Raw genomic sequence first — 23845 nt, 5'->3', positions numbered from 1 at the left:
CTACGCCCCGGCGAGTTCGCCCTGTCGCGTCTCGATGATTTTTTTGGCGAGGGGTTCCGGGACCGCCTGGTACCCGTGGGGTTTGACGCTGAAGGCGCCGCGGTCGCCGGTCAGGGAGCGCAGGTCGGCGCTGTACGTCTGGAGTTCAGCTTGCGGGACGAGGGCGGTGACGGTGATGACGGTCCCCTCGGGGTCCATGCCCTGCACGCGGGCGCGGCGGGTCTGGAGGTCGCTGATCAGGTCCCCGGTGAAGGAGGCCGGGGCGCGGACGCGCAGTTGCAGGACGGGTTCCAGAAGGCCCGGGCGGGCGTTCGCCACGGCGTTTTTCAGGGCGAGGCTGCCGGCGGTGCGGAAGGCGATGTCGCTGCTGTCCACGTCGTGGTAGCTGCCGTCGAGGACGGTGACGTGGACGTCCTGCATGGGGTATCCGGCCAGGGGTCCCCTGAGCATGGCGTCCTGCACGCCCTTCTCGATGCTGGGGATGTACTTGCCGGGGATGGCGCCGCCCACCACGGCGGAGCGGAAGCTGAAGCCGGGGCCGGGCTCGATGCGGATGCGGCAGTCGCCGTACTGGCCGTGTCCGCCGCTCTGTTTCTTGTGTTTGCCCTGCGCCTCGGCGGGCGCGTGGATGGTCTCGCGGTAGGGGATGCGGGGGGTGGTGGTGGTCACGGTGACACCCTGCGCGGCGAGTTTCTCCACGGCGATGTTCAGGTGCATCTCACCCATGCCCGACAGGAGTTGCTCGCCGGTCTGCGCCTCGCGCGAGTAGTGCAGGGTGGGGTCCTCCTCGCGCAGTTTCGCGAGGGCCGCGCCGAGCTTGTCCTCGTCCTGGCGGGTGGCGGGGTGGATGGCGACCGTGTGGACCGGGTCGGGCAGCCACAGCGGGTCGTACCGGATGGGCAGGGCGGGGTCGGCGAGGGTGTCCCCGGCGTGCAGGTCCGGGAGTTTGGTGAGGACGCCGATGCTGCCGGCGGGCAGCTCCGTGACTTCCGTGAGGTCCTTGCCGTTCGGGACGTACAGGTGCATGGGGCGCACGTCCAGGTCCTGCGTGGTGTTGCGCAGGATGTCGCCGGGGCGCAGCGTGCCGCTCCAGACGCGGATGAAGGCCTGCTTGCCCACGAAGGGGTCGATGGACACCCGCCACACCCGTGCGCTGAGCGGCGCGTCGGGGGTGGGGTCGCGGGTCTGGCCGTCCACGCCGGTCAGGGGGCCGCGTTCGCGGGCGCTGCGCAGGCCCGTGACCATCAGGTCGAGGAGGGCGTCCACGCCTGCGCCGCTGTGCGCACTGACCGGAATGACGGGGTAGAGCGTGCCGGCGTGCACGGCGCGCGTGAAGGCGGCGTGCAGTTCGTCGGTGCTGATGGGGCTGCCGTCCAGGAAGCGGTTCATGAGGTCGTCGTCGGTCTCGACGATGGCGTCGGTCAGGGCGGTCTGCGCGGCTTGCAGGGCGGCGCGGTCGCTGGGCGGCAGGTCCTGGGGGGGGCTGACCTCGCCGGTCAGGACGTTCACGACGCCCCGGAAGTCGGCGCCCTCGCCGAGCGGCAGGTAGGCCGGGGCAACCGGCCCGCTGAGGCTGGCGCGCAGGTCGGCGAGGACGGCGTGGTAGTTGGCGCGGTCGCGGTCCATCTGGTTCACGGCGATCAGGCGCGGCATGGCGAAGCGGTCGGCGGTCGCCCAGACGCGTTCGGTGCCGACCTCGACGCCGCTGACGGCACTCACGACGATCACGGCGGTATCGGCGGCGCGGATGCCGCCCCGGATCTCGCGGACGAAGTCGGCGTAGCCGGGCGTGTCGAGCAGCGTGATGTCCGTCCCGCGGTGGGCGAGGCGGACGACGCCGGTCTGGATGGAGAACCCGTGGGTCTTCTCGGCGTCGGTGTGGTCGCTGCGGGCGGTGCCGTCCTCGACCCGTCCGGCGCGTGAGATGGCCCCGCTGCGCAGCAACAGGGCCTCGGAGAGCGTGGTTTTACCGGCGCCACTGTGGGCGGCGAGACTGACGATCCGAACGGGCACACGAACCACCGATCCTTTGGGGGGGACTGGGAGGCGGGCGAACGCACACCGGCAACCGTGAACGTGAACGCTGGGTACTGCCGAGTGTACACCCAGCGCCCCGGCCGCCTGTCCCTGGGCCGCAGCGCTGGCCCTCCCGTATGGTGGGGGGTGATGCCGGACGACGCCTCTCCCCTGTTCCCCCTGCCTGACGCCGTGCCCGGCGGGATCCTGCTCACGCCGGACGGGTCGCGCACGGCGCACAGCGTCCGTTTCGGGGAGGCGTACGGGTCGCGGCACGGCGCGGCGGCGCAGGCGCGGCATGTCTTTCTGGAGGGCACGGACACGCACGTTCACCCGGCCCCGCGCGTGCTGGAGGTGGGGTTCGGGCTGGGCGTGAACTTCCGCGCGACGGTGGCGGACGCGGCGGCGCGCGGCGCGGCGCTGGCGTACCACGCCTTCGAGTTCGACCCGGCCCCCCGCGCCCTGCTGCGCGAGGTGGCGCGCGGCGGTCAGGGCGCGGCGCACCCGGTCTGGGAGGCGCTGCTCGCGGCGTGGCCGGAGTCGGGCCTGGGGCCGCAGGACCTGCCGCGGGAGATACAGGTGCAGGCGGGCGGCGTGAGCGTCACCGTGACCTTCGCGGACGTGCTGACCGCCCCGCTGCCGGACGCCTGGGCGAGCGCGCTGTACCTGGACGGCTTCTCGCCGTCCCGCAACCCGGAGGTCTGGACGCCGGAGTTCGTGGCGCGGGTGGCGGGCACGCTCGCGCCGGGCGGGGTGCTGGGCACGTACAGCGCCGCCGGGCACGTGCGCCGCGCCCTGGGGGCGGCCGGGCTGCGCGTGGAACGCCGCCCCGGCGCGCCCGGCAAACGCGAGTGCCTGCGCGCCGTGCAGGAGGGCTGATGCACGTCATCGTGATCGGGGCGGGGATCGCGGGGGCGTCGGTGGCGTACTTCCTGGCCCGCGCGGGCGCACGGGTGACGGTCGTGGACGCCGGGCTGCACCGCGCCAGTGGCGTGCCGAGCGCCCTGATCAACCCGGTGCGCGGGCAGTCGGGCGGCGTGGACGCCCGCGCGCTGGACGGCATGGCCTTCACCTGGGCGCTGCTGCGCGAGCTGTGCGCGGCGGGCTGGGCCGTGCCGCACGGGCAGACGGGCGTGCTGCGGCCCATCCCGGACGACCGCACGCGGGCGCGGTTCGAGCGGAACCTGCCAGCCGCGCTGCGCCACGGGTGGCTGACCCCCGCAGACGCGCCGGAACCCCTGACTCCCGGCTGGGCGCACGTCCTGCACCTGCCGGAGGGCGGGTGGGTGGACGGCCCGGCCTTCACCCGCGCCCTGGTGCGGGCGTCCGGGGCGCAGGTCGTCACCGGACGCGCGCTGGACTGGACGGCCTGCACGGTCACGCTGGCGGACGGCGACCCCCTGCGCCGCGACACCCTGCATGCCGACGCCGTGGTGTTCTGCGGCGGTTCGGTGGGCAGCGCGTGGCGGGGCGAGGCGGGCACGCACCGCATGGGCAGCCTGCTGACCCTGGACCGCGCCGTGACCGGCGTGCCCGTCAGTTTCGGCGCGTACCTCGCCCCGGCCGCGGCGGGCGGGGTGCTGGGCGCGACCTTCGAGACGCCCGCTCCCACCTGGGCGCCGGAGGGGCTGCCGCTGGGCTCGCTGGGGTGGCTGCTGGGCAAGGGCGCGGCGCTGACCGGGCTGCGGGGCGCGCGGGTCACGGGCCGCTGGACCGGGTCGCGCCTGTCCGGGCTGCGCGCCGGACTGCAACCCGACGGTTCGTGGCGGCTGAGCGGCCTGAGCAGCAAGGGTTTCCTGCTGGGACCGCTGCTGGCGCATGACCTGGCCGCTCGGCTCATGGCCTCGCCGGAATCCCCGCGCCCAGCCGGTTGAAACGCTTCCAGTTGGGGGGTGCGTCACGCGGCGGGTAACGTGCCGCGCCCCGCGCAAGGGTGAATAGAAATACAAAGGTGCATTAGACTGTGCAGGTTATGGCGACTTACCGCATCTGTTTAATTGAAGGCGACGGCATCGGCCACGAAGTCATCCCCGCGACCCGCCGCGTGCTGGACGCCGCCGGCTTCAGCGCCGAGTACGTGCACGCCGAGGCCGGGTACGAGTACTTCCTGGATCACGGCACCAGCGTCCCGCAGGCCACCTACGACGCCGTGGAGAACACCCACGCGACCCTGTTCGGCGCGGCCACCAGCCCCAGCGGCGAGAAACCCGCCGGGTTCTCCGGCGCGATCCGTCACCTGCGTCAGAAGTACGGCCTGTACGCCAACGTGCGCCCCACCAAGACCCGCCCGGTGCCCGGCGCGTACGAGAACGTCGACCTGGTGATCGTCCGTGAGAACACCCAGGGCCTGTACGTGGAACAGGAGCGGCGTTACGGCGACACCGCCATCGCCGACACCGTCATCACCAAGGACGCCAGCGAGCGCATCGGCAGGTTCGCCGCGGACCTCGCCATGAAGCGCAGCCAGCGCCTGACGGTTGTGCACAAGGCCAACGTGCTGCCCGTCACGCAGGGGCTGTTCCTGAACACCATCCTCGACCACGCGAAGACCGTCGAGGGCCTGAACACGGGCACGATGATCGTGGACAACGCCGCCATGCAGCTCGTGCGCAACCCCCAGCAGTTCGATGTGATGGTCATGACGAACATGTTCGGCGACATCCTGTCCGACCTTGCCGCCGGTCTGGTCGGCGGCCTGGGCATCGCCGCCAGCGGCAACGTGGGCGACAAGTTCGGCATCTTCGAGTCCGTGCACGGCAGCGCGCCGGACATCGCCGGGCAGGGCATCAGCAACCCCACCGCGACCATCCTGGCCGCCGTGCTGATGCTCGACCACATTGGCGACCACGAAACGGCCCGCCGCATCGACGCGGCCGTGAACAAGGTCCTCGTCGAGGGCCCCCGCACCCGTGACCTCGGCGGCACCGCCGGCACCGAGGAATTCACGAACGCCGTCATCGCCGCCCTGGCGTAAGCGCAGCACGACACCAGAGGGGGGGGCCGGACACGCTGAGCGTCCGGCCCCCCCTCCTGTGCACGGGTTCCGTCTGTTTCGTGGACAGATCGGAAGGTCACCGATCTGCCCACTCCACGCCCGGAACCCGTTTCGGCTCCTACTCGCTCCGCTCGGATTGAATGGCTTACAAAGCCATTCAATCGGAGTCCGTCTTACAGCTTGACGATCATCTTGCCGGTGTTCTGGCCCTTCAGGAGACCCATGAAGGCCTCGGGCGTCCGGTCGATGCCTTCCACGACGGTCTCGTCGAATTTCATCTGGCCGCTGGCGATCCAGCCGCCGACTTCCTGTGCGAAGGTGTCGAACAGGTCGTAGTGGGGCGTGACCAGGAAGCCGCGCACCGTGAGTTGCTTGCCGATGATCTGCACCATGTTGCGGGGGCCGGGGGTGGGTTCGGTGGCGTTGTACTGGCTGATCATGCCGCAGATGGCAATGCGGCCCATGGAGTGCATGGCGCTGATCGCGGCCTCGAGGTGCTCGCCGCCGACGTTGTCGAAGTACACGTCGATGCCGTCTGGCGCGGCGGCCCTGAGCTGCTCGCTGACGGGACCGTCCTTGTAGTTGAAGGCGGCGTCGAAGCCCAGCTCACCGGTCAGGTGCGCGACCTTCCCGGCGCTGCCGGCGCTGCCGATCACGCGCGAGGCACCTTTCAGGCGGGCGATCTGGCCGACGGCGCTGCCGACCGCGCCGGCCGCGCCGGACACGAACACCACGTCACCTTCCCTGAATTCAGCGGTGCGCAGCAGGCCCGCGTAGGCGGTCAGGCCGGGCATGCCGAGCACGCCCAGGTACGCGCTGAGGGGCACGCCCGCGAGTTCCGGCAGGACCTTCACGCGCCCGGCGTCGATGTTGGCGTGGGTGCGCCAGCCCTGGTCGTGCAGGACGTGCGCGCCGACGGGCACGCGGGCGTCCTCGCTGTGCGTGACGACGCCGACGGCCCCGCCGGTCATGGTCTCCCCCAGCGCGAAGGGCGGGGTGTAGCTCTTGACGTCGTTCATGCGGCCGCGCATGTACGGGTCGACGGTCAGGAACAGGTTCCGCACCTGAATCTGGCCCTGACCGGGGGCGGGCAGGTCGATGTCCACGATGTTGAAATCGCTGTTCCTGGGTTCGCCCTGGGGGCGGGCCGCGAGTTGCACTTCACGTGAAGTCGTCATGCGGCCCACTGTGCGCCTTCATGAGAACCCAACACGGTGAGGGAGGTGACGTTAGGGGTGTTCCGTACCCGAGGACACCCCCCTGAACCACAGGTCTTCTACGCGTCCAGCGCGGCCTCGAAGTCGCCCAGCAGGTCGCCGATGTCCTCGATGCCGATGCTCAGGCGCAGCAGGTTCGGGGTGATGCCCAGGCGGCGGCGTTCGGGTTCCGGCAGCGGGCGGTGCGAGGTGCCCCACGGCCAGGACAGCGTGGTGATCACGTCCGCCAGCGACGGCGCGAGCGGAATGCGGCCAGCCAGGGCCCTGACGAAGCGCGGCGCGTCCTCGATGTCGGCGCTCAGCATCCCGCCGAAGCCCTGCGGGAACAGGTCCATGGCGAGGTGGAACTGCGGGTGGTCACTGAGCCCCGGGTGGTACACGGCCCTGACGCGCGGGTGGTTGACCAGCACGTCCGCGACCGCCTGCGCGTTGCCGCTGTGGGCGCGCATGCGCAGGCCCAGCGTCTTGAGGCCCTGCATGGTCATCCAGGCGTCGAAGGCAGAGATGGTGCCGCCCAGGCGCAGCAGGCGCGTGCGGGCCAGCGCCACCAGTTCCGGCGAGGCGCACAGCACGCCCCCGAACGCCGATGAGTGCCCGCTGAGGTACTTGCTGACCGAGTGCGTCACGAGGTCCGCGCCGTGCTCGGCCGGGCGGAACACGGCGGGACTGGCGAAGGTGTTGTCCACGCTCAGCAGCGCGCCGCGTCCGTGCGCCAGCCGCGCCAGGGCGGGCACGTCCGGCACGGTCAGCAGCGGGTTCGTGAGGCTCTCCACGTGCACCACGCGGGTGTTCGGCCGGAAGGCGTCCTCGACCTCGTTCAGGTCGCAGGCGTCCACGAACGACACCTCGATGCCCAGGCGGGGGAACTCCTCGGCCAGCAGGGCGTACGTCACGCCGTACACGCGGGCGTCCGTGATCACGTGATCCCCGGCCTTCAGGACGCCCAGCAGCGCGGCGCTGATGGCCGCCATGCCGCTCCCGGCCACCAGCGCGGCCCCGGTGCCTTCCAGGGTCGCCAGGGCGCGTTCCAGGGTCGCGGCGTTCGGGGTGCCGTTGCGGTAGTAGAAGCTGGCGGGATCCTCGCCGCTCATGGCGCGGTCCAGGTCGTCCAGGTCCGCGAACGCGTACACGGTGCTCTGGTAGATGGGTTCCACCAGCGCGGCCGCGCGGTTGGGGCGGGCCTCCTCGCCCGCGCGGGCGGCCAGGGTGGTCAGGTCGTACTTCACGGGCGCAGCGGGCTCGCCGGGGGCATCGGGGTTGGATTGGCTCACGTGCGCATTGTACGGAGCGCGGCGCATCCACGCGCCGCCCGGAGGCAGGCAGGTCAGCGGACGCCCGGTCAGCGACCCCGCCCGGCAGCCCTGCTGGCCTTGCCCGGCAACGAAGACCCCCGCGCCGGACAGCGGGCGCGGGGTGCCGGTGCTCCTCGGGGGCGGCTTTACTCGGCGCCGGCCCAGAGGCCCTGTTTCTTCAGGGCCGCGACCAGGCCGGGTTCGCGGGCTTCCATGCCGCCCCCCTGCCCGAAGTACATGGTGAGCAGGCGCGCCCAGTCGCCGGGCTGATCGCCGCGCGCCGCGATGGGGTTCATGACCTGCACGGCCTCGCGGATCTCGTCGTCGCTCCCGTCGTGGTACGTGTCGGTGTGGATGACCAGCGGGCGCGGCACGCGGGGGCGGTACGGGGCGTTCTCGGCGGGCGTGCCGATGGTCAGCGCGGCGAAGGGCAGCACGCCCTGCGGGAGCTTCAGTTCCTCGATGATGCCGTCCAGGCCGTTCAGGACGCCGCCGATCCAGCAGCCCTGGTAGCCGAGCATCTCGGCGGCGGTCAGCAGGTTGGTGCCGGCCATGACGGCGTCCCCGATGCCGAAGTGCACGGCGATGGCCGGCCACTGCCCGGCCTGCCTGCCGCTGACTTCCAGCACGCGCTCCACGCGGCGCACGTCGGCGCACACGACGAAGGCCTCGCTGGCCGTGGCGATGTGCGCGTTGGTGGTCAGTTCCGCGAGGCGGGCGCGCAGTTCCGGGCGGGTGATGCGGATCAGGGAGTACAGCTGCGCCGTCGCGTCGGTCGGGGCGCGCTGCGTGGCGTGCAGGATGGCTTCCAGGTGATCGGCGGGCAGCGGCAGCGGCGAGCCGTCCACATGGGTCTGGTACTGGCGGACGGTGCGGTGCGCGTCGTAGAACGCCGTGACTTCGGCGGGGGTGTAGGTCCTCGTGGCAACGGTCATGCGGGCCACGATACCCTCCGCGGCCGAGGGGAACGGGAAGATCCGTCACGGCGGGCAGGGTCGGTCATCGGCTGGCCTGCCAGGCCAGCAGGACGGTCAGCGCGGCGCCGACACCCATGACGCTCAGGGCCTGCACGCGCGTCTTTTTCAGGTACAGCAGGATGCCCAGGCCGGTCAGGGAGATGACGGTCAGGAACACGGCGCTCAGGTCGATCACCCATTTCCAGGCGGGGCTGGCGTCGCGGCCCTTGTGCAGGTCGTTCATGACGGCCACGGCGCCCTGCGCGAGGATGGTCGTCTCGTACCGGCCGGTCTGCGTGTCGATGAAGGTGTCGGCGCTGTAGCCGGGCGCCAGGAACGAGAGGCTGGCCTCCTGGCCGTCCAGGCGGGGGTCGCTGGCGCGGCCCCTGAGGCCCTGCTGCGCGCGGAGTTCCTCGGCGACGCTCAGCCAGTCGACCGCGCTGCCGCTGATCCAGCCGGCCGGGAGGGTGCCGGTCACCGTTTTCGTGGTTTCTCTCGTGCCGAACACCCAGTCCGGGTGGTTCAGGGTGATGCCGGTCAGGCTGAAGAACAGCACGACCAGCAGGCTGATCATGCTGGTGTACGTGTGCGCCCAGCGCAGCCAGACGTTCGTGCGGGCTTTCAGGGTGCGCGGGCGGGGCGCGGAGCGGACCCGCGCGGCGCCCCCCTGCTCAGGCCCTGCTGAAGTTGACACTGGCAGCCTCGATGTCGTTGTTGGCCCCCAGGGTCTTCCGGAACGACGCCGCGCCGACCGTGACCTTCTCACGCACCAGCGAGTACGGGCCGTGCTCGCGGGCCGCCTCGACGCACACGTAGTAGGTGCCCTGGGTGGCCGTGGCGCCCCGGTCGGTCTTGCCGTCCCAGGCGACGGCGTACGTGCCGGGGTTGCGGGTGGCCGAGGACACGGTGGCGAGCATGGCGCTGTTCTGGCGGGTCCAGCGGCGCAGTTCCTGCAGCCAGCGGGGGTTCATGCGGGACTGCTGCACCCACACGGTCAGGGTGCGCACGGTGTTCCCGGCCTCGTCCTCGATCCAGACGGCCACGTAGGGGCGTTTGACGCGGCCGGTGGCCTGGGTGGCGACCGTGAAGTTGATGTCCAGGACCATGCCGGTCGCCCACCGCCCGGCGGTGCTGGCGGCGGCGGCCTGCGCGGGCGCGAGACGGAATACGGTGAGGGCGGTGGCGGCCGCGAGTTTCCCCAGGAAACGGCGGCGCGTGTTCGTCGGAATGTGTGTCATGGTGCCTCCTTGGTCCTGTCGGGTGCAGGATCGGACAGGGCGGTTAGCCCCGCGTTAAGGAGCGGGCCGGCCGCGCGGTCAGCGGAGGGCGGGGGCGGGCCACGCCGGCCGCATGGCAGCGGGACGGCCGCGCCAGCCGTCACTGCTCAGCTTCTGGCCGTCCCTGGTCACGATCAGCGCCTCGCAGCCGGGCAGGTCGTTCACCAGGGCCAGCGCGGCGCAGGGCGCCAGGACGCTCAGGGCGGTGGCGAGCGCGTCGGCCGCGGCGCACTCGGGCGCGGTGACGGTCACGCCCGGCGTGTCCTGCACGGGGGCGCCCGTGCGCGGATCGATCACGTGCGAGTACCAGCGTTCCCCGATGCGCAGGCCCCGGTGCGCGGACCCGCTGGTCGCCAGGGCCGCGCCCCGCACCCGCACCTGCGCCAGCGGGGGCGCGTCGTCCCGCGCGGTGAAGGGGTCCGCCACGCGCACCTGCACGCCCGCCCCGCCGATCACGCGCAGGTCCCCGCCCGCGTTCACGAGGACGCTGCGGACACCGGGGTAACGGGAGGCGACGGTGGCGGCGCAGTCCACGATGTACCCCTTGGCGATGGCATTCAGGCCGATGGGGTAGCGGGCGTGCAGGGTGGCGCTGCCGTCGGCGTGCAGCGTCCACGGTTCGGCGCGCAGGGCGCTGACCTGCCGGGCCAGCGCACCTGGCGTGGGCTGTTGTCCCGCGTCGGCCGCCTGCCGCCACAGCTGCCCGAACGCGTCCGCGCCCGGGTGGAACGCCCCGCCGCTCAGGGCGCGCCAGTGGTCCGCGAGTCTCAGGACATGCAGCAGGTCGAGGCTCAGGGGCACGTGCGTGCCGCCCCGCTGCTGCCAGCGGCTGAGTTCACTCGTCGGGTCGAACCGGTTGAACACGCGGGTCAGCCGCTCGATCTCGCTCAGGGCCGCGTCCTCGGCGTGTTCCGCGTGGGCGCGGGTACGGGCGACGACCTGCAGTTCGACCTCGGTGCCGAGCATGCGTTCGTAGGTGCTGCTCAGCCGGTAGGTGGGTCGCGCGGCGTTCAGCAGGGTTTTCAGGGTCACGCCGGTCATTCTGCCCTGAAAAACCTTGAACCGGGTTAAAGAATGGGTGCCCCCCCATCGGTCACGTATCGGGGGGGCCGCACCCGGCGCCGCTCAGGCGGGCGGCTGGTTGCTGGCCGAGTAGAAGATCAGCGCGATCAGCAGGATGTCCAGCGCCCAGCTCGCGGGCCGCCGCAACCGCTCGTCCCGCCGCGACCGCAGGAACTGAAGGCCCAGCCGCACCACCAGCAACCCCGCGACCAGGTACGGACTGGGGGCCGGGCCGCCACTGAGCAGCGGCCACAGCAGCAGCCCCGCCAGCACGGCCAGCAGTGCGAAGCTCGCGGTTGTCAGCGCGTCGGGCGCCGGCCGCTGCGGGCCCGGACCACCGGCACCGGAAGAAGAAGAATCCGTCACCGCCGCATTAGAGCAGACCCGCCCCGGCCGGCGCGAGCACCAGCACGCTGTTCGGCGGCAGGTTCAGCCGCAGGTGGTGCGGCTGCCCGTTCCAGCCTTCCGCGTGGGCGGTCAGGTCCGGCTGCTGCGTGCCGAACCCGCCGTACCGGCCGTCGTCGGTGGACAGCAGCACCCGGTACTCGCCGCCCACCGGCACGCCCACCGGGTAGATGTCCCGGTACACGGGCGTCAGGTTCGCCACGACCAGACTCCACGCGCCGCCCACCGGGTCGCGCCGCAGGAAGGCGTACACGCTGTGTTCCACGTCGTCCGCGCTGATCCACTGCAGGCCCTCGTCGCGGGTGTCGGCCACGTGCCAGTCCGGGCGGCCCCGGTACAGGCCGTTCAGGTCCCGCACCAGTTCCAGCACGCCCCGGTGGTCCGGCTGGTCCGCCAGGTGCAGCGGCAGCGCCTGATCGTGGTTCCACTCGGTGGGCTGCGCGAACTCCTGCCCCATGAACAGCAGCTTCTTGCCGGGCGTGGCCCACATCAGCGTCAGGAACGCGCGGTACCCGGCGCGCTGCGCGTACCAGTCGCCGGGCATCTTCATGACCATGCTCTTCTTCAGGTGCACGACCTCGTCGTGGCTGATGGCCAGCACGTAGTTCTCGCTGGTGCGGTACGCGTTGAAGAACGTCAGCGCGTGGTGGTGGTAGCGGCGCCACAGCGGGTCCTCCTCGAAGTACCGCAGGGTGTCGTTCATCCAGCCCATCGCCCACTTGTAATCGAAGCCCAGGCCGTGCGGGCTGGGGGTGGTCACGCCGGGGAACGAGGTGCTCTCCTCGGCCACGATCATGCAGCCCGGCGCCATGTGATGCACGACCTCGTTCAGGCGCTTGAGGAACGCGATGGCTTCCAGGTTCTCGCGGCCCCCGTGCACGTTCGGAATCCACTCGGTCCGCGAGAAGTCCAGGTACAGCATGCTCGCCACGGCGTCCACGCGCAGGCCGTCCACATGGAAGTCCTGCAGCCACTTGAGGGCCGACCCGATCAGGAACATCACGACCTCGTTGCGGCCGTAATCGAAGATGTACGTGTTCCAGTCCTGGTGGTAGCCCTTGCGCGGGTCGGCATACTCGAACAGGGGCGTGCCGTCGAACCGGCCCAGGCCCGCCGGATCGGTCGGGAAGTGCCCCGGCACCCAGTCCAGGATCACGCCCACGCCCAGCGCGTGCAGGTGGTTCACGAGGTACTTGAAGTCCTCCGGGCTGCCCATGCGGCTCGTGGGCGCGTAGTACCCGGTCACCTGATACCCCCACGACCCGTCGAAGGGGTGCTCCATGACGCCCAGCAGCTCCACGTGCGTGTACCCCATGAACGTCACGTACTCGCCCAGCCGGTGCGCCAGATCACGGTAATTCAGGAACCAGCCGTCCTCGCGCCGCGCCCAGGACGGCAGGTGCACCTCGTACACGCTGACCGCCTGATCCAGGCCCGCGCTGCGCCCCGCCATCCACCCGCCGTCCGTCCAGTCGAACGGCTGCTCCCACACGATGCTGGCCGTCGCCGGGCGCACCTCGAAGAACGACCCGTACGGGTCCATCTTGTCCTCGGTGCGGCCGTCCGGGCCGGTGATGCGGAACTTGTACCGCTGCCCGTTGCGCGCCGACGGAACGAACGCGCCCCAGAACCCGAAGTCCAGGCGCTGCATGGGGTTGTCGAAGCCGTTGAAGCCGTTGAAGTCGCCCACCACGCTCACGTGATGCGCGTTCGGGGCCCACACGCCGAAGCGCACGCCCTCCACGCCGTTCTCGGTCACGGGGTGCGCGCCCAGCAGGTGATCGGGCCGCACCAGATCCGCCGTGACGAGCTTCTGAAGGTGACCATGGTCCAGCGGAAGCGCTTCACTCATGCCCCGAGTGTAGCCGCGCCCCACGCCCCACCCGCCGCCCAGACATGAACATGAAGGAACGGTCAGAGAGTGCCAGGGGGGCAGGTGCGCCCTGGTCACCGACACTCGACCCGTATGCTGCCCCGCCCGACGCGGCCCTCCCGGCCCTGGCCGACCTGCTGGGGTGCGGCGCCGACGACCTGCGCCCCCTGCTGCCGCAGCTCACGGCCGCGTGGGTGGCCGATGACGCAGGCGTGATCGCGCTGCGCCGAACCCCCCGCGCGGACCTGGAGGTGCTGGGTGGCGCCCGGCCCGGCCCGCAGCAGGCAGAGGTCGCGGCCGCCCTGCTGCGCGCCGCTTCGGCGTCCGGCACACCCCTGAGTGCCTACGCGGACGACGCCCTGCTGCCCGGCGACACCCTGCGGACGCTCGGCTGGGAGCACGCGGGGCAGTACACGGAGTGGCACGGACCCCTGCCCACCCCGGAAATCTCAGTCCCGGCGGGGGTGCGCATCCTGCCGCTGGCAGACGCACCTGACCTGACCGTCCGGTGGGAGGCGCAGGGCACATACGCCGACCGCCTGGGTCACACGCTGGTCAGCGACACCGACATCGTTCCGGGCGCCCACGGAGCCGACGACCGCGTGGGGCACATCGCGCTGGACAGGACCGGTCGTGGCGTCGGCATCTGCCGCGCGTGGCTGGACGGCGACACCCTGACAATCGGCAGCCCCGGCATTCACCCTGACTTGCGGCACACCGCGCTACGGCACGCGCTGCTGCGCGCCACCTGCGACGCCGCCCGCCTGCGAGGAGTGCGGCAACTGATCATGCAGGCCTGGGGCGATACGCCCGCAGAAACACTGATGGACACAGATCTGGGCCTGCAAGCCGTGACCGTCACCCCCATCTACCTCTCGCGGTAGGCAGGAAGCGGGAGGCGGCCCGCGCACTGCGAACCCGCCCCCCGCCTCCGGTGCCGTTACACCTTGACGATCCAGCCTTCCGGGGCCTCGCGGTCGCCGTACTGGATGCCGACCAGTTCGTCGTACAGGCGGCGGGTGACGGGACCGACCTCGGTCTCGCTGTGGAACACGTGGAAGGTGTCGCCGTGCTGGATGCCGCCGATGGGCGTGATGACGGCGGCGGTGCCGCACGCGCCGGCCTCGGCGTACTCGTCGAGGTGGTCGATGAACACGTCGCCCTCGACGACGTTCAGGCCCAGGCGGTGCTCGGCGATGTGCAGCAGGCTGTACTTGGTGATGCTGGGCAGGATGCTGGGGGACTTGGGCGTGATGAACGTCTGGCCGTCTTTCGTGATGGCGAAGAAGTTCGCGGCGCCGACCTCCTCGATCTTGGTGTGCGTGGCGGGGTCAAGGTAGATGGCGTCCGCGAAGTGGCGGTCCTTGGCCTGCGCGCCGGGCAGGAGGCTGGCGGCGTAGTTCCCGCCGACCTTGGCGGCCCCGGTGCCGTGCGGCGCGGCGCGGTCCATGCCGGACGTGATGAAGTTGTGCGGGGTCAGGCCGCCCTTGAAGTACGCGCCGACGGGAATGGCGAACACCCCGAAGATGAATTCCGGGGCGGTGCGCACGCCGATGTTGTCGCCCACGCCGATCACGTAGGGACGCAGGTACAGCGCGCCGCCGGTGCCGTAGGGGGGAATCCAGTGTTCGTTGGCCTTCACGACCTGACGGCAGGCGTCGATGAACTGCTCGGTGCTGACCTCGGGCATCAGGACGCGGCGGCAGCTGGCCTGCATGCGCGCGGCGTTCTGGTCCGGGCGGAACAGGTTGATGCTGCCGTCGGCGGCGCGGTACGCCTTGAGTCCCTCGAAGCACTGCTGGCCGTAGTGCAGGGCGGTGCTGCCCTCACTGATGTGCAGGACGTTGTCGAGGGTCAGGCTGCCCTGGTCCCACGCGCCGTCCCGCCAGTGCGAGAGGTAGCGTTCGTCGGTGCGGATGTAACTGAATCCCAGCGTGTTCCAGTCGAGGTCCACGGGCGGGCGGGGGGTCTGGGTCGTCATGCCGTTCATTGTGGCTCAGGCGTGCCCCGCCGGTCTATTGCCCGTTGCGGATGGCGGGACGGCGCCCACCCTTGCCCATTAACTTTTGACCATCAACCTTCAAGGACGTTGCGGCGGAAGCGTTCGAGGATGGCGAGGCCCACGGCGCCGCTCTTTTCCGGGTGGAACTGCGTGGCGTGCAGGTTGCCGTGGCTGAGCGCTGCCCAGAAGGGCACGCCGTACTCGGTGAGTGCCCCGGCGTCGACCTCGACGGTCAGGGGCACGTAGTACGAGTGCACGAAGTACGCGTAGGCGGGGCAGGCGAGGTCCGCCAGCAGGGGGCTGTCCCCGACCTTGTCCAGGCTGTTCCAGCCCATCTGCGGCACCTTGCGCTGCGGGTCACTGGGGAAGCGCAGGACGGTGCCGGGAATCAGGCCCAGGCCCTGGACGCCCGGCGCCTCCTCGCTGCCTTCGAGGAGCATCTGCATGCCCACGCAGATGCCCAGGATGGGCGTGCCGCCCCGGGCGGCGTTCAGGACGGGCTGGCGGAAGCCGCTGCGGTCGAAGGCGTCCATGACCTGCCGGAAGTGCCCCTGGCCAGGCACGACCAGCGCGCGTGCACCGGGCACATCGGCGGGGTCGCTGCTGACGCGCACGGTCATGCCGGCGCGTTCCAGGGCCTTGGCGGCGCTGCGGACGTTGCCTGCGCCGTAGTCGAGCAGCAGGACTTCCGGGCGTTCGGTGGTGGGGAAGCTCACAGGCTGCCCTTGGTGCTGGGCATGGTCTGCGAGGTGACCTGCACGGCGTCCCGCAGGGCGCGGGCGACGGCCTTCACGATGGCCTCGATGACGTGGTGGGCCTCGCGGCCCGCGAGGAGCCGGACGTGCATGGTGATGCCCGCGTGGTTGCACAGTCCGCGCAGGAATTCGCGCAGGTGGTAGTGGGTCATGCCGCCCGCGTCGCCCCAGACGTTCAGGGTCTCGGGTTCGAAGGCGAGGTGCGCGCGGCCCGACAGGTCCAGCACGACGTGCGCCAGGGTCTCGTCCATGGGCACGAAGGCGCTGCCGTAGCGTTCGATGCCCCGGCGGTCCCCGAGGGCCTGGGTGAGGGCCTGCCCGAGGGTGATGCCGGTGTCCTCGATCAGGTGGTGCGGTTCGATGTGCAGGTCGCCGGTCGCGCGGACGCTCAGGCCGATGCGGGCGTGGCGGGCCAGTGCGTCGAGCATGTGGTCCAGGAAGCCGTGCCCGGTGTGCGGGGGCTGGTAGGTGGGGGTGTCCAGGTCCAGCGTGACGGTGATGTCGGTTTCGCTGGTGGTTCGGGTGACGGTGGCCGCGCGACTCATGCCACGCATGGTAGAGGGCGCGGCGGGCCAGGAGTGTGGGGTTGTCGATGGAAGGGGGCGCGGGGGGCAGGGCGTGGGGGCGGTGGTGGGTGGGGCGTGCGTTCCGGACACCCGGTCATTCTGTCTTGACCGTAATTGCATTCTGTTATAGACTAAATCCATGAAACTGAGCGATGTTCAGAAACGACTCCAGTCCCCGTTTCCCGCTCACATGGTGGCGTGGAAAGCCGTCGCCATCAGCAAGGACCGCAGCCGCGCCCTGCTGCTGGCCCACATCGACGCCCGCGCCGTCCAGGACCGCCTGGACGCCATCTGCCCCGACCACTGGGAATTCAGCGTGGAAGTCATCCCCGGCACGCCCGTCCCCACCGTCAAGGGCCGCCTGACCGTCCTGGGCGTCAGCCGCGAGGACATCGGACAGGCCCCGGACGGCGACCTGAGCACCCTGAAAGCCGCCGCCAGCGACGCCCTGAAACGCTGCGCCGTGCACTTCGGCATCGGCCGTTACCTGTACGACCTGCCCCGCACCTGGAGCGACTGGGACGACACCAAACGCCAGCCCACCCACACCCCGGAACTCCCGGACTGGGCCCGCCCCGACCACGAACGCACCCCCGGCGGCGCGCACCTGATGCAGGCCATGGACCAGCTGCGCTACGAACTGCCCGAGGACCTCGACCTGCAGCGCGAGGTGTACCGCCACCTGAAAGCCGCGCTGGGCAGCCTGCACCCCACCCCGCACGACCCCCCCCACAATCAGCCCGGCGGACCGCACGCCGGACGGGCCGCGTGATCCGCCGCGACCGGGACGAGTCTGCCCACACGCAGCCCGGCCGCCTCCTGACCGTGACCCTGGCCCTGCTCCTGCTGATGCTGCTGGGCGGCACCCTCGCCCGCCTGCTGTAGACAACCCCTATGATACGGATTCCGTTTGTTTCGTTGACAACCCGGAACGGCACCGGGTCGTCAACTCCACGTCCGGAACCCGCCCAGCTCCTACTCGCATCCGCTCGGATTGAATGGTCTTTGCAGTCCATTCAATCGGAGTCCGTATGAGCCCCCGCCCGCCTCTCCCGGCGGGCTCTCTGCTGCCCGGCTCTCCCCTGCCGGGCGCAGGTCGAACAGCGTGTGCCCGGTGCGGATACCCAGCGGGCGGGTCGTCCAGTGCGCCTGCGCGTGCACCTGCAATCCGGTGGCGTGGAACAGGGCGTGCCAGTCGGCCTGCGAGCGGTGCGCGTGCGGATGCCCGGCCTCCAGGTTCAGCAGGGCGTCCAGCCACTGTCCGGCGCGGCCCGGCCTGCGCCCACCCTCCTCCAGGTCCTCGATGACGATCACGCGGCCCGACACGCGCGCCGCCTCGCGCAGCACGGCCAGCGGGTCCGGGCAGTGGTGCAGCACGAACGCCAGCAGCGTCACGCCGAACTGACCATCCGGGAACGGCAGGCGGCCCCGGCACAGCACGCGGCTCAGGCCGCCGCGCCGCGCGAGCGTGCGGGCGCAGGGGTGCGCGATCAGGCGCTGCCCCCACGCGCCGGGATGCGGCGGCACGTCCGCCAGCGTCACCGCCCAGCCCTGCCGGGCCAGGAGTGCCCCGGTGTGGCCGGTCCCCGCCCCCAGGTCCAGCAGGGTGCTGCCAGCGGGCACATACGGCCGCAGTCTGCGCGCAATCTGCCGGGCGCGCGGCCAGCCGACCGGGCCGTACAGCGCGGCGATCAGGTCGTCCCGGCGCGCGTCCGTCACACGCCCCGTTTCTTGGTGCCCTTCATGGGGGCGTGCGTCCAGGGATCGTCGGGCCAGGGGTGCCTGGGGTAACGGCCGCGCAGGTCCTTACGCACCTCGAAATACGAGGAATTCCAGAAGGAACGCAGGTCCTGCGTGACCTGCACGGGCCGCCCCGCCGGGGACAGCAGGTGCAGCAGGACGGGCGTGCGGCCCCCGTTCACGGCGGGCGTGTCGGCCAGCCCGAACAGTTCCTGCAACTTCACGGCCAGGATCGGGGCCTCGCCGGGGCGGTACGTCAGCCGGATGCGGCTGCCGGTGGGCACCGTCAGGTGCGTGGGGGCCAGTTCGTCCAGCCGGGCCGGGAGCGGCCAGGGCAGCCGCGCCTGCACGGCCGGCAGGAGGTTCAGGCGGCCCAGGTCCTCCCGCGAGCGGGCCGCGCCCAGGTGCGGTCCCAGCCAGTCCTCCAGGGTCTCCAGCAGCGCGGCGTCACTCAGGTCCGGCCAGTCGGTCTCGTCGGGCCGCCACGCCCGGACGGACTCCACGCGGTCCCGCAGCGCCTGCGCCTCGGCGCTGAAGGTCAGCAGGTGCAGGCCCTCCTCACGGATCGCCCCGGCCAGCGCGTCCAGCCGCGCCCCGGCGGGCAGGTCACGCAGGGGCCGGGCTTCAAGCATCAGCGCCCCGAAGCGCCGCTCACGCTGCGCGACCAGCGTGCCGGTGCGGGCGTCCCAGCGCACCGCGTCCACCCACGCGGCCCCGGCGTCCAGCGCGGCCGGGTCCAGCGGCGCGGCCAGGAACACGCGACCCTCGGCCTGCGCGGCACTCATGGGAGTGGCGTCCAGGTGCGCCACCGCCAGCGCCCGCACGCCCGCCAGACCGTCCCCCTCGGGCAGCGCGGCCCCCTGCCCGCCCGCCAGCAGGAACCGGCCCCGGCGCAGACCGCTGGTCTCCTCGCGGGCCAGCGCGGCGCGTTCCGGGTACGCCCGCACGATCAGCGCGCCCACCGCGAACCCGTCCGGCACCGAGTCGTCCGGCCGGACCTTCAGCAGGGTCCGCCACTGCCGGGACAGCCGCTCGATCCGCTCCAGCACGCCCACGTCACCGGGCGTGCGCTCCCCGCGCCGCCACGCACGCAGGGCCGCCACACGCTCGGTCAGGTCCGCCCCGGACCCCGGTGGGAGCGGGTCGCGTTCCTCCAGCAGCGCCGCCACGTCCGCCGCCAGCGCCGCGTCGCCCGGCGCGGTCAGCAGGTGCGCCAGACGCGGATGCGTGGGGAAGTCCAGCAGGCGCGCGCCCTCCGGCGTCACGCGGCCCGCCCCGTCCAGCGCACCCAGGTCCCGCAGCACGCCCCGCGCCGTCTCGATGCGCCGGGCCGGGGGGACGTCCAGCCAGTGCAGGTCCGCCGGGTCCGGCACGCCCCACTGCGCGAGTTCCAGCGTCAACGGCGCGAGGTCCGCCTCCATGACCTCCGGCGGGCGCGCGGCCGGCAGCAGCGGCTGCGTCCGCTCGCTCCACAGGCGGTACGCGACGCCCGGCGCGGTGCGCCCCGCGCGGCCCGCCCGCTGCGTCGCCGCGTCCCGCGTGACCCGGCCCGTCACCATCCGCGACAGTCCACTGGCCGGATCGAACTGCTGCGTGCGGCTCAGGCCGCCGTCCACGACCACCCGCACCCCGTCAATGGTCAGCGAGGTCTCCGCGATGCTGGTCGCCAGCACCACCTTGCGCCGCCCCCCCGGATCGGGCCGTAGCGCCCGCGCCTGCTCCCGCACCGGCAGGTCCCCGTACAGCGGCAGCACGGCCGCGTCCACGTCCGACAGCGCCGCCGCCGCCGCGCGGATCTCGCGCACGCCCGGCAGGAACGCCAGCACGTCCCCCGGCTCCGACTCCAGCGCCACCCGCACCTGCCGCGCCACCAGATCCTCCACCCGGCCCACCGGATCCGTGGGCAGGTAGCGGACCTCGACCGGAAACGCCCGCCCGGCACTCTCGACCAGCGGCGCCCCCAGCCGCCCCGGCAACTCCGGGTCCAGCGTGGCACTCATCACCAGCACCCGCAGATCATCCCGCAGCGCCCCCTGCACCTCCCGCAGCAGCGCCAGCGCCAGATCCGCGTTCAGGCTCCGCTCGTGAAACTCATCCAGGATCACCAGCCCCACCCCCGACAGCTCCGGATCCCGCTGAAGCCGCCGCGTCAGGATGCCCTCCGTCACGACCTCCAGGCGCGTCGCCGCCGACACCCGCGAATCGAACCGCACCCGGTACCCGACCGTCCCACCGACCTCCTCCCCCAGCCCCTCCGCCAGCCGCGCCGCCACCGCCCGCGCCGCCACCCGCCGCGGCTGCAGCATCACGATCCCACGCCCCGCCAACCACGGCTCGCCCAGCAACTCCAGCGGCAACCCCGTACTCTTCCCCGCCCCCGGAGGCGCCTGCACCACAACCAACGAATGCGCCGCCAGCGCCCCACGCACCGCAGGCACCACCTCCGCAATCGGCAACACGAAAGAACTCACACCCCCGATGGTACGCGCCGCAAGGGTACCGAGCGTGGGAAGGGAGCGTGGGAAGGGCGGGCTGATTCGCAGCGGAACAGCGGAACACAGCTGCTTCGCAGGGGACCCCTCAGTCGCCTGCGGCGACAGCTCCCCTCAAGGGGAGCCTAGAGACTGGCTGACCTAACCGTCGTCGCCACGAGGCCCGTCGTGCGCGCAGCGCGCGGGGCGGACGGCGCGGGGGCGGACTCGCAGAGCTGCGCAGCAGAGGATGGCGTGTGAGGCGTGGCCAAACCCGCCCGATACCCACCATGAATGCCCGCGAAATACCTGCCCAGTGCCAACGTAAGCCCCCCCTGCCCCCCTGGGGTAGGGGGCTGGGGGGTGGGGAAAGACCACCTACAACCCCAGCACATCCCGCAGATCCCGAAGAATCACGTCCGGAACCTTGCCCTGAAGCGGGTGCGTGGTGGGGAGCCACGCGGCGCACAGCCCCACCGCCTGCGGCCCGGCGATGTCGTTGCGGGGCGAGTCGCCCACGAACCATGTGTGCTGGGCGCTGACGCCGAGGTGGTTCAGCGCGAGCCGGTAGATGGCCGGGTCGGGTTTGCTGAGGCCGACGGCTCGGCTGATGACGAGGTCGTCGATCAGGTCGGTGAGGCCGCAGCGGTCGGCGCAGGTGCGCTGGAGGTCTTCCCAGCCGTTGGTGACGATGCCGGTGCGGACGCCCCGCGCGCGGAGTTCGCGCAGGACGGCGTGCGCGTGGGGCATGGGGACGGCGTGCCGGACGTGGTGGGCGTAGGTGTCGAGGAGGGTCTGGGGGTGGTGTGGGAGGCCGAGTTCCTGCACGAGCTGGGGGATGACCTGGGCTTTGGGGCGGTAGCCGTGATCTTCGAGTTCGAGGAAGCGGGGGGCGTAGGTGTCGGGGAGGCTGAACTGCCGGGTGTGTTCGGCGAGCCACGCGCGGAGGGTGGCGGCGCGGTCGTGGAGGGTGCCGTCGAGGTCGAAGAGGATGGCGTGGATACTCACACGAGTATGCTACTCATCGTCGGCTTCGGGGGGGCGGGGCACTTCTGCGCCGTCATCGGGGGTCTTGTGGAACGCGGCGCCCAGGGAATGCACGGCCGCGTGGATGAGGCGGGTGTTGATGACCTGCGCGGCGTGCATTCCAGCGGCGGCGGCCTGCACCACGTACTGCGGGGCGCCGGTCATGTCGCCCACGGCGAACACGCCGGGGACGCTGGTTTCCTGCTGGTCGTCGACCTGCACGCGGCCCCGGTCGCTCAGGTGGCAGCCGAGCGAGGCGGGCAGGTGGCTGCCCTGCTGCTGTTCGGGCGCGAGGAACACGGCGTCCACCAGGAGGGGCGGCGCGCCCCGGAAGGTGACGCACACCGGCTGGTCTTCGAGGGGACCGCCGCGCAGGTGACGGACAGCTTCCGTGCGGATGCGGACGCCGACGCGGCGCAGATCGCGGGTCTGTTCGGGCGTGAGGGCCGGGTCGCCATCGCAGATCAGGGTCACGCGGTCCGACCACGCCCGGACCGTCAGGGCCAGGTGGTGAGCGCTCTGGCCGCAGCCGTACACGGCGAGCGCGCGGCCCTCGTGTTCCCAGCCGTCGCAGTACGGACAGTGGTACACACCCTGCCCCCAGCGGTCCCGCAGGCCCGGCACGGCCGGCAGGACGTCCTGCACGCCGGTGGCGAACAGCAGCACGCGCGTGCGGTGCCAGTCCTGACCGACCCGCACGGCGAACGCCCCGTCGGGGTCGCGGCGCACCTCGCGCGCACCGTCGGCGCAGACGGTCACGTCGTACGGCGCGAGGTCCGCCAGCGCCTGCGCTTTCAGGTCCGCCGGGTGCATCCCGTCGCGCGTGATGAGTCCGTGCCCGGCCGACACGCTCGCGTTGCGGGGCGGGCCGCCGTCCAGCAGCAGCACCCGCCGCCGCGAGCGGCCCAGCGTCAGCGCGGCACTCAGGCCCGCCGGGCCTGCCCCGACGATCACCACGTCCAGCAGGTCCGCCTGCACCCGACCTGCCCGGGGGGGCGGCAAGTCCGCCACCGGCGTGCCCATCAGCGGGGGCCGGGGCGCACGCTCACGTCCGGCAGCGTCGCGTCGCGCGGGGCGTTCAGCACGAACTCGATGGTGGCCGCCACCGAATCCGGATCGATGAACGCCTCCGGCGTGTACGCCGCGCCCTCCTGAGCGCGCACCTTCGCCTGCATGGGCGTCGCCGTGCGGCCCGGGTACACGCTCGACACGCGCACCCCGGCGCCCGCCTCCTCCTCCCGCAGGGCGTCCGCCAGCGCCTTCAGGCCGAACTTGCTGGCCGCGTAACTCCCCCACCCCGCGTTCGCGCGCAGGCCCGCACCACTGTTCACGAACACCACCGACCCCCGCTCGACGCGCACGCGCGGCAACAGCAGCCGCGTCAACTCCGCCGGGGCGACCACGTTCACCGCCAGCGTGTGCGACCACACCGCATGCTTCTGCTCCGCCACCGCGCCCAGTTCCACCACGCCCGCGTTGTGCACCACGTTCGACACGCGCCCCACCCCCGCCAGCGCGTCCTCGAACGATTCCGGGCGCGTCAGGTCCAGCACCAGCGCCGCACCCCCCACCTCCGCACACAGGGCCTCCAGCGCCCCCACATTCCGCCCCGACAGGATCAGATCATGCGAAGACGCCAACCGCCGCGCCAACGCCGCCCCAATCCCACCCGCAGCTCCCGTCACCAACGTCACCGGCCGAACGACACTCATGACCAGATGGTACGGGGGAAGGAAGCAGCGCGATGTGGGAAGGGCAACCCACCTGCTTCGCGGGACCCATCTGCTTCGCAGGACCCCTCTGCTTCGCAGGACCCCTCTGCTTCGCAGGACCCCTCTGCTTCGCAGGACCCCTCTGCTTCGCAGGACCCCTCAGTCAGCTTCGCTGACAGCTCCCCTCAAGGGGAGCCTTGAATGCGACCGTCATGGCAACCAGGCCCGTCGTGCGCGTAGCGCGCGGGGCGCACGGCGCGGGAGCGAAGGATGGTGTGTGAGGCGTGGCCGAACCCGCCCGACACCCACAACGAACGCCCGCGAAATACCTGCCCAGTGCCAACGAAAGCTCCCCCGCTACCAGGTTCCAGGCGCGGGTGTAGATCTGGCGTCAACGCGCAGGCCGCCCTGCGCGGCGAAGACGTTGCCCCCCTGGGGATGGGGGTTGGGGGGTGGGGCAGCCCGCCGCAGGCGCAGTCA

At 71.8% G+C, this 23845-nt stretch carries 22 protein-coding genes; 5 read left to right on the top strand and 17 right to left on the bottom strand.

Annotated features, from left to right (window positions below; all coding sequences use genetic code 11):
- Entirely contained in the window at positions 1-2013 is a 2013-nt protein-coding gene (locus ABDZ66_RS13235) for an elongation factor G (RefSeq protein WP_343759754.1), read from the bottom strand.
- 153 nt (positions 2014-2166) lie between these two features.
- Between ABDZ66_RS13235 and mnmC2 the strand changes: the two genes are divergently transcribed.
- The 3 genes from mnmC2 to ABDZ66_RS13220 all read left to right on the top strand — a co-directional run bounded on the left by mnmC2 (position 2167) and on the right by ABDZ66_RS13220 (position 4990).
- Positions 2167-2895 (top strand): tRNA (5-methylaminomethyl-2-thiouridine)(34)-methyltransferase MnmC2, encoded by a 729-nt coding sequence (mnmC2, locus tag ABDZ66_RS13230; RefSeq protein WP_343760320.1) that lies wholly within the window; start codon positions 2167-2169, stop codon positions 2893-2895.
- The gene (locus ABDZ66_RS13225) at positions 2895-3890 is read left to right on the top strand and encodes an NAD(P)/FAD-dependent oxidoreductase (RefSeq protein ID WP_343759752.1); all 996 of its coding nucleotides are present in this window, start codon (positions 2895-2897) and stop codon (positions 3888-3890) included. Before mnmC2 ends, ABDZ66_RS13225 begins: the two co-directional genes overlap by 1 nt.
- A gap of 98 nt (positions 3891-3988) precedes the next feature.
- Entirely contained in the window at positions 3989-4990 is a 1002-nt protein-coding gene (locus tag ABDZ66_RS13220; RefSeq protein WP_343759750.1) for an isocitrate/isopropylmalate dehydrogenase family protein, read from the top strand.
- A gap of 194 nt (positions 4991-5184) precedes the next feature.
- On the opposite strand, the gene ABDZ66_RS13215 is transcribed toward ABDZ66_RS13220, so the two are convergent.
- From ABDZ66_RS13215 to ABDZ66_RS13180, 8 genes are all read right to left on the bottom strand, one after another.
- Positions 5185-6189, bottom strand: coding sequence for an NADP-dependent oxidoreductase (locus tag ABDZ66_RS13215; RefSeq protein ID WP_343759748.1), 1005 nt, complete (start codon positions 6187-6189; stop codon positions 5185-5187).
- 98 nt (positions 6190-6287) lie between these two features.
- Positions 6288-7499, bottom strand: coding sequence for a trans-sulfuration enzyme family protein (locus ABDZ66_RS13210; RefSeq protein ID WP_343759746.1), 1212 nt, complete (start codon positions 7497-7499; stop codon positions 6288-6290).
- Positions 7500-7666: 167 nt separating this feature from the next.
- Positions 7667-8455: a nitroreductase family protein gene (locus ABDZ66_RS13205; protein ID WP_343759744.1), complete on the bottom strand. Its 789-nt coding sequence runs from the start codon at positions 8453-8455 to the stop codon at positions 7667-7669.
- 64 nt (positions 8456-8519) lie between these two features.
- Positions 8520-9170, bottom strand: coding sequence for a PepSY-associated TM helix domain-containing protein (locus tag ABDZ66_RS13200; protein WP_343759742.1), 651 nt, complete (start codon positions 9168-9170; stop codon positions 8520-8522).
- Complete coding sequence (locus tag ABDZ66_RS13195) at positions 9148-9714, bottom strand: DUF2271 domain-containing protein (protein ID WP_343759739.1); 567 nt, start codon at positions 9712-9714, stop codon at positions 9148-9150. The genes ABDZ66_RS13200 and ABDZ66_RS13195 overlap by 23 nt, the downstream gene beginning before the upstream one ends.
- A gap of 78 nt (positions 9715-9792) precedes the next feature.
- Positions 9793-10794, bottom strand: coding sequence for an FAD:protein FMN transferase (locus tag ABDZ66_RS13190; RefSeq protein WP_343759736.1), 1002 nt, complete (start codon positions 10792-10794; stop codon positions 9793-9795).
- Positions 10795-10878: 84 nt separating this feature from the next.
- Positions 10879-11181, bottom strand: coding sequence for a hypothetical protein (locus ABDZ66_RS13185; RefSeq protein WP_343759734.1), 303 nt, complete (start codon positions 11179-11181; stop codon positions 10879-10881).
- A 7-nt stretch (positions 11182-11188) separates the two neighbouring features.
- The gene (locus ABDZ66_RS13180) at positions 11189-13072 is read right to left on the bottom strand and encodes a 1,4-alpha-glucan branching enzyme (protein ID WP_343759730.1); all 1884 of its coding nucleotides are present in this window, start codon (positions 13070-13072) and stop codon (positions 11189-11191) included.
- A 50-nt stretch (positions 13073-13122) separates the two neighbouring features.
- Here ABDZ66_RS13180 and ABDZ66_RS13175 point away from each other — a divergent pair, with 50 nt between their 5' ends.
- Entirely contained in the window at positions 13123-13977 is an 855-nt protein-coding gene (locus ABDZ66_RS13175; protein ID WP_343759728.1) for a hypothetical protein, read from the top strand.
- 56 nt (positions 13978-14033) lie between these two features.
- On the opposite strand, the gene ABDZ66_RS13170 is transcribed toward ABDZ66_RS13175, so the two are convergent.
- The 3 genes from ABDZ66_RS13170 to hisB all read right to left on the bottom strand — a co-directional run bounded on the left by ABDZ66_RS13170 (position 14034) and on the right by hisB (position 16395).
- Complete coding sequence (locus ABDZ66_RS13170; RefSeq protein ID WP_343759726.1) at positions 14034-15074, bottom strand: branched-chain amino acid aminotransferase; 1041 nt, start codon at positions 15072-15074, stop codon at positions 14034-14036.
- Positions 15075-15166: 92 nt separating this feature from the next.
- Positions 15167-15811, bottom strand: a complete 645-nt coding sequence (gene hisH, locus ABDZ66_RS13165; RefSeq protein ID WP_343759724.1) for an imidazole glycerol phosphate synthase subunit HisH — start codon at positions 15809-15811, stop codon at positions 15167-15169.
- Positions 15808-16395 carry an imidazoleglycerol-phosphate dehydratase HisB gene (gene hisB, locus ABDZ66_RS13160; RefSeq protein WP_343759722.1) on the bottom strand — a complete coding sequence of 196 codons (588 nt, stop codon included), beginning with the start codon at positions 16393-16395 and terminating at the stop codon, positions 15808-15810. Before hisB ends, hisH begins: the two co-directional genes overlap by 4 nt.
- Positions 16396-16555: 160 nt before the next feature.
- On the opposite strand from hisB, the gene ABDZ66_RS13155 reads away from it, so the two are divergent.
- Positions 16556-17188, top strand: a complete 633-nt coding sequence (locus ABDZ66_RS13155; protein WP_343759720.1) for a Rad52/Rad22 family DNA repair protein — start codon at positions 16556-16558, stop codon at positions 17186-17188.
- A 203-nt stretch (positions 17189-17391) separates the two neighbouring features.
- Here the strand turns inward: ABDZ66_RS13155 and ABDZ66_RS13150 are convergent, their stop codons facing one another.
- From ABDZ66_RS13150 to ABDZ66_RS13130, 5 genes are all read right to left on the bottom strand, one after another.
- Positions 17392-18135: a class I SAM-dependent methyltransferase gene (locus ABDZ66_RS13150; RefSeq protein ID WP_343759718.1), complete on the bottom strand. Its 744-nt coding sequence runs from the start codon at positions 18133-18135 to the stop codon at positions 17392-17394.
- Positions 18132-20627, bottom strand: coding sequence for an ATP-dependent helicase HrpB (gene hrpB / locus ABDZ66_RS13145; RefSeq protein WP_343759716.1), 2496 nt, complete (start codon positions 20625-20627; stop codon positions 18132-18134). The genes ABDZ66_RS13150 and hrpB overlap by 4 nt, the downstream gene beginning before the upstream one ends.
- Positions 20628-21005: 378 nt before the next feature.
- The gene (locus tag ABDZ66_RS13140) at positions 21006-21635 is read right to left on the bottom strand and encodes an HAD family hydrolase (protein WP_343759714.1); all 630 of its coding nucleotides are present in this window, start codon (positions 21633-21635) and stop codon (positions 21006-21008) included.
- A 9-nt stretch (positions 21636-21644) separates the two neighbouring features.
- Complete coding sequence (locus ABDZ66_RS13135) at positions 21645-22664, bottom strand: NAD(P)/FAD-dependent oxidoreductase (RefSeq protein WP_425544434.1); 1020 nt, start codon at positions 22662-22664, stop codon at positions 21645-21647.
- An 11-nt stretch (positions 22665-22675) separates the two neighbouring features.
- A complete protein-coding gene (locus ABDZ66_RS13130) occupies positions 22676-23365 on the bottom strand; it encodes an SDR family oxidoreductase (protein ID WP_343759710.1) in 690 nt (229 codons plus the stop codon).
- Between the last annotated feature and the right edge of the window lie 480 nt (positions 23366-23845).

It is taken from the genome of Deinococcus depolymerans (genome assembly GCF_039522025.1).
In the GTDB taxonomy this organism is placed as follows: Bacteria; Deinococcota; Deinococci; order Deinococcales; family Deinococcaceae; genus Deinococcus; species Deinococcus depolymerans.
Note: the sequence above shows the minus strand (reverse complement) of the source record. Positions and strands in the feature narration are given on the sequence as shown.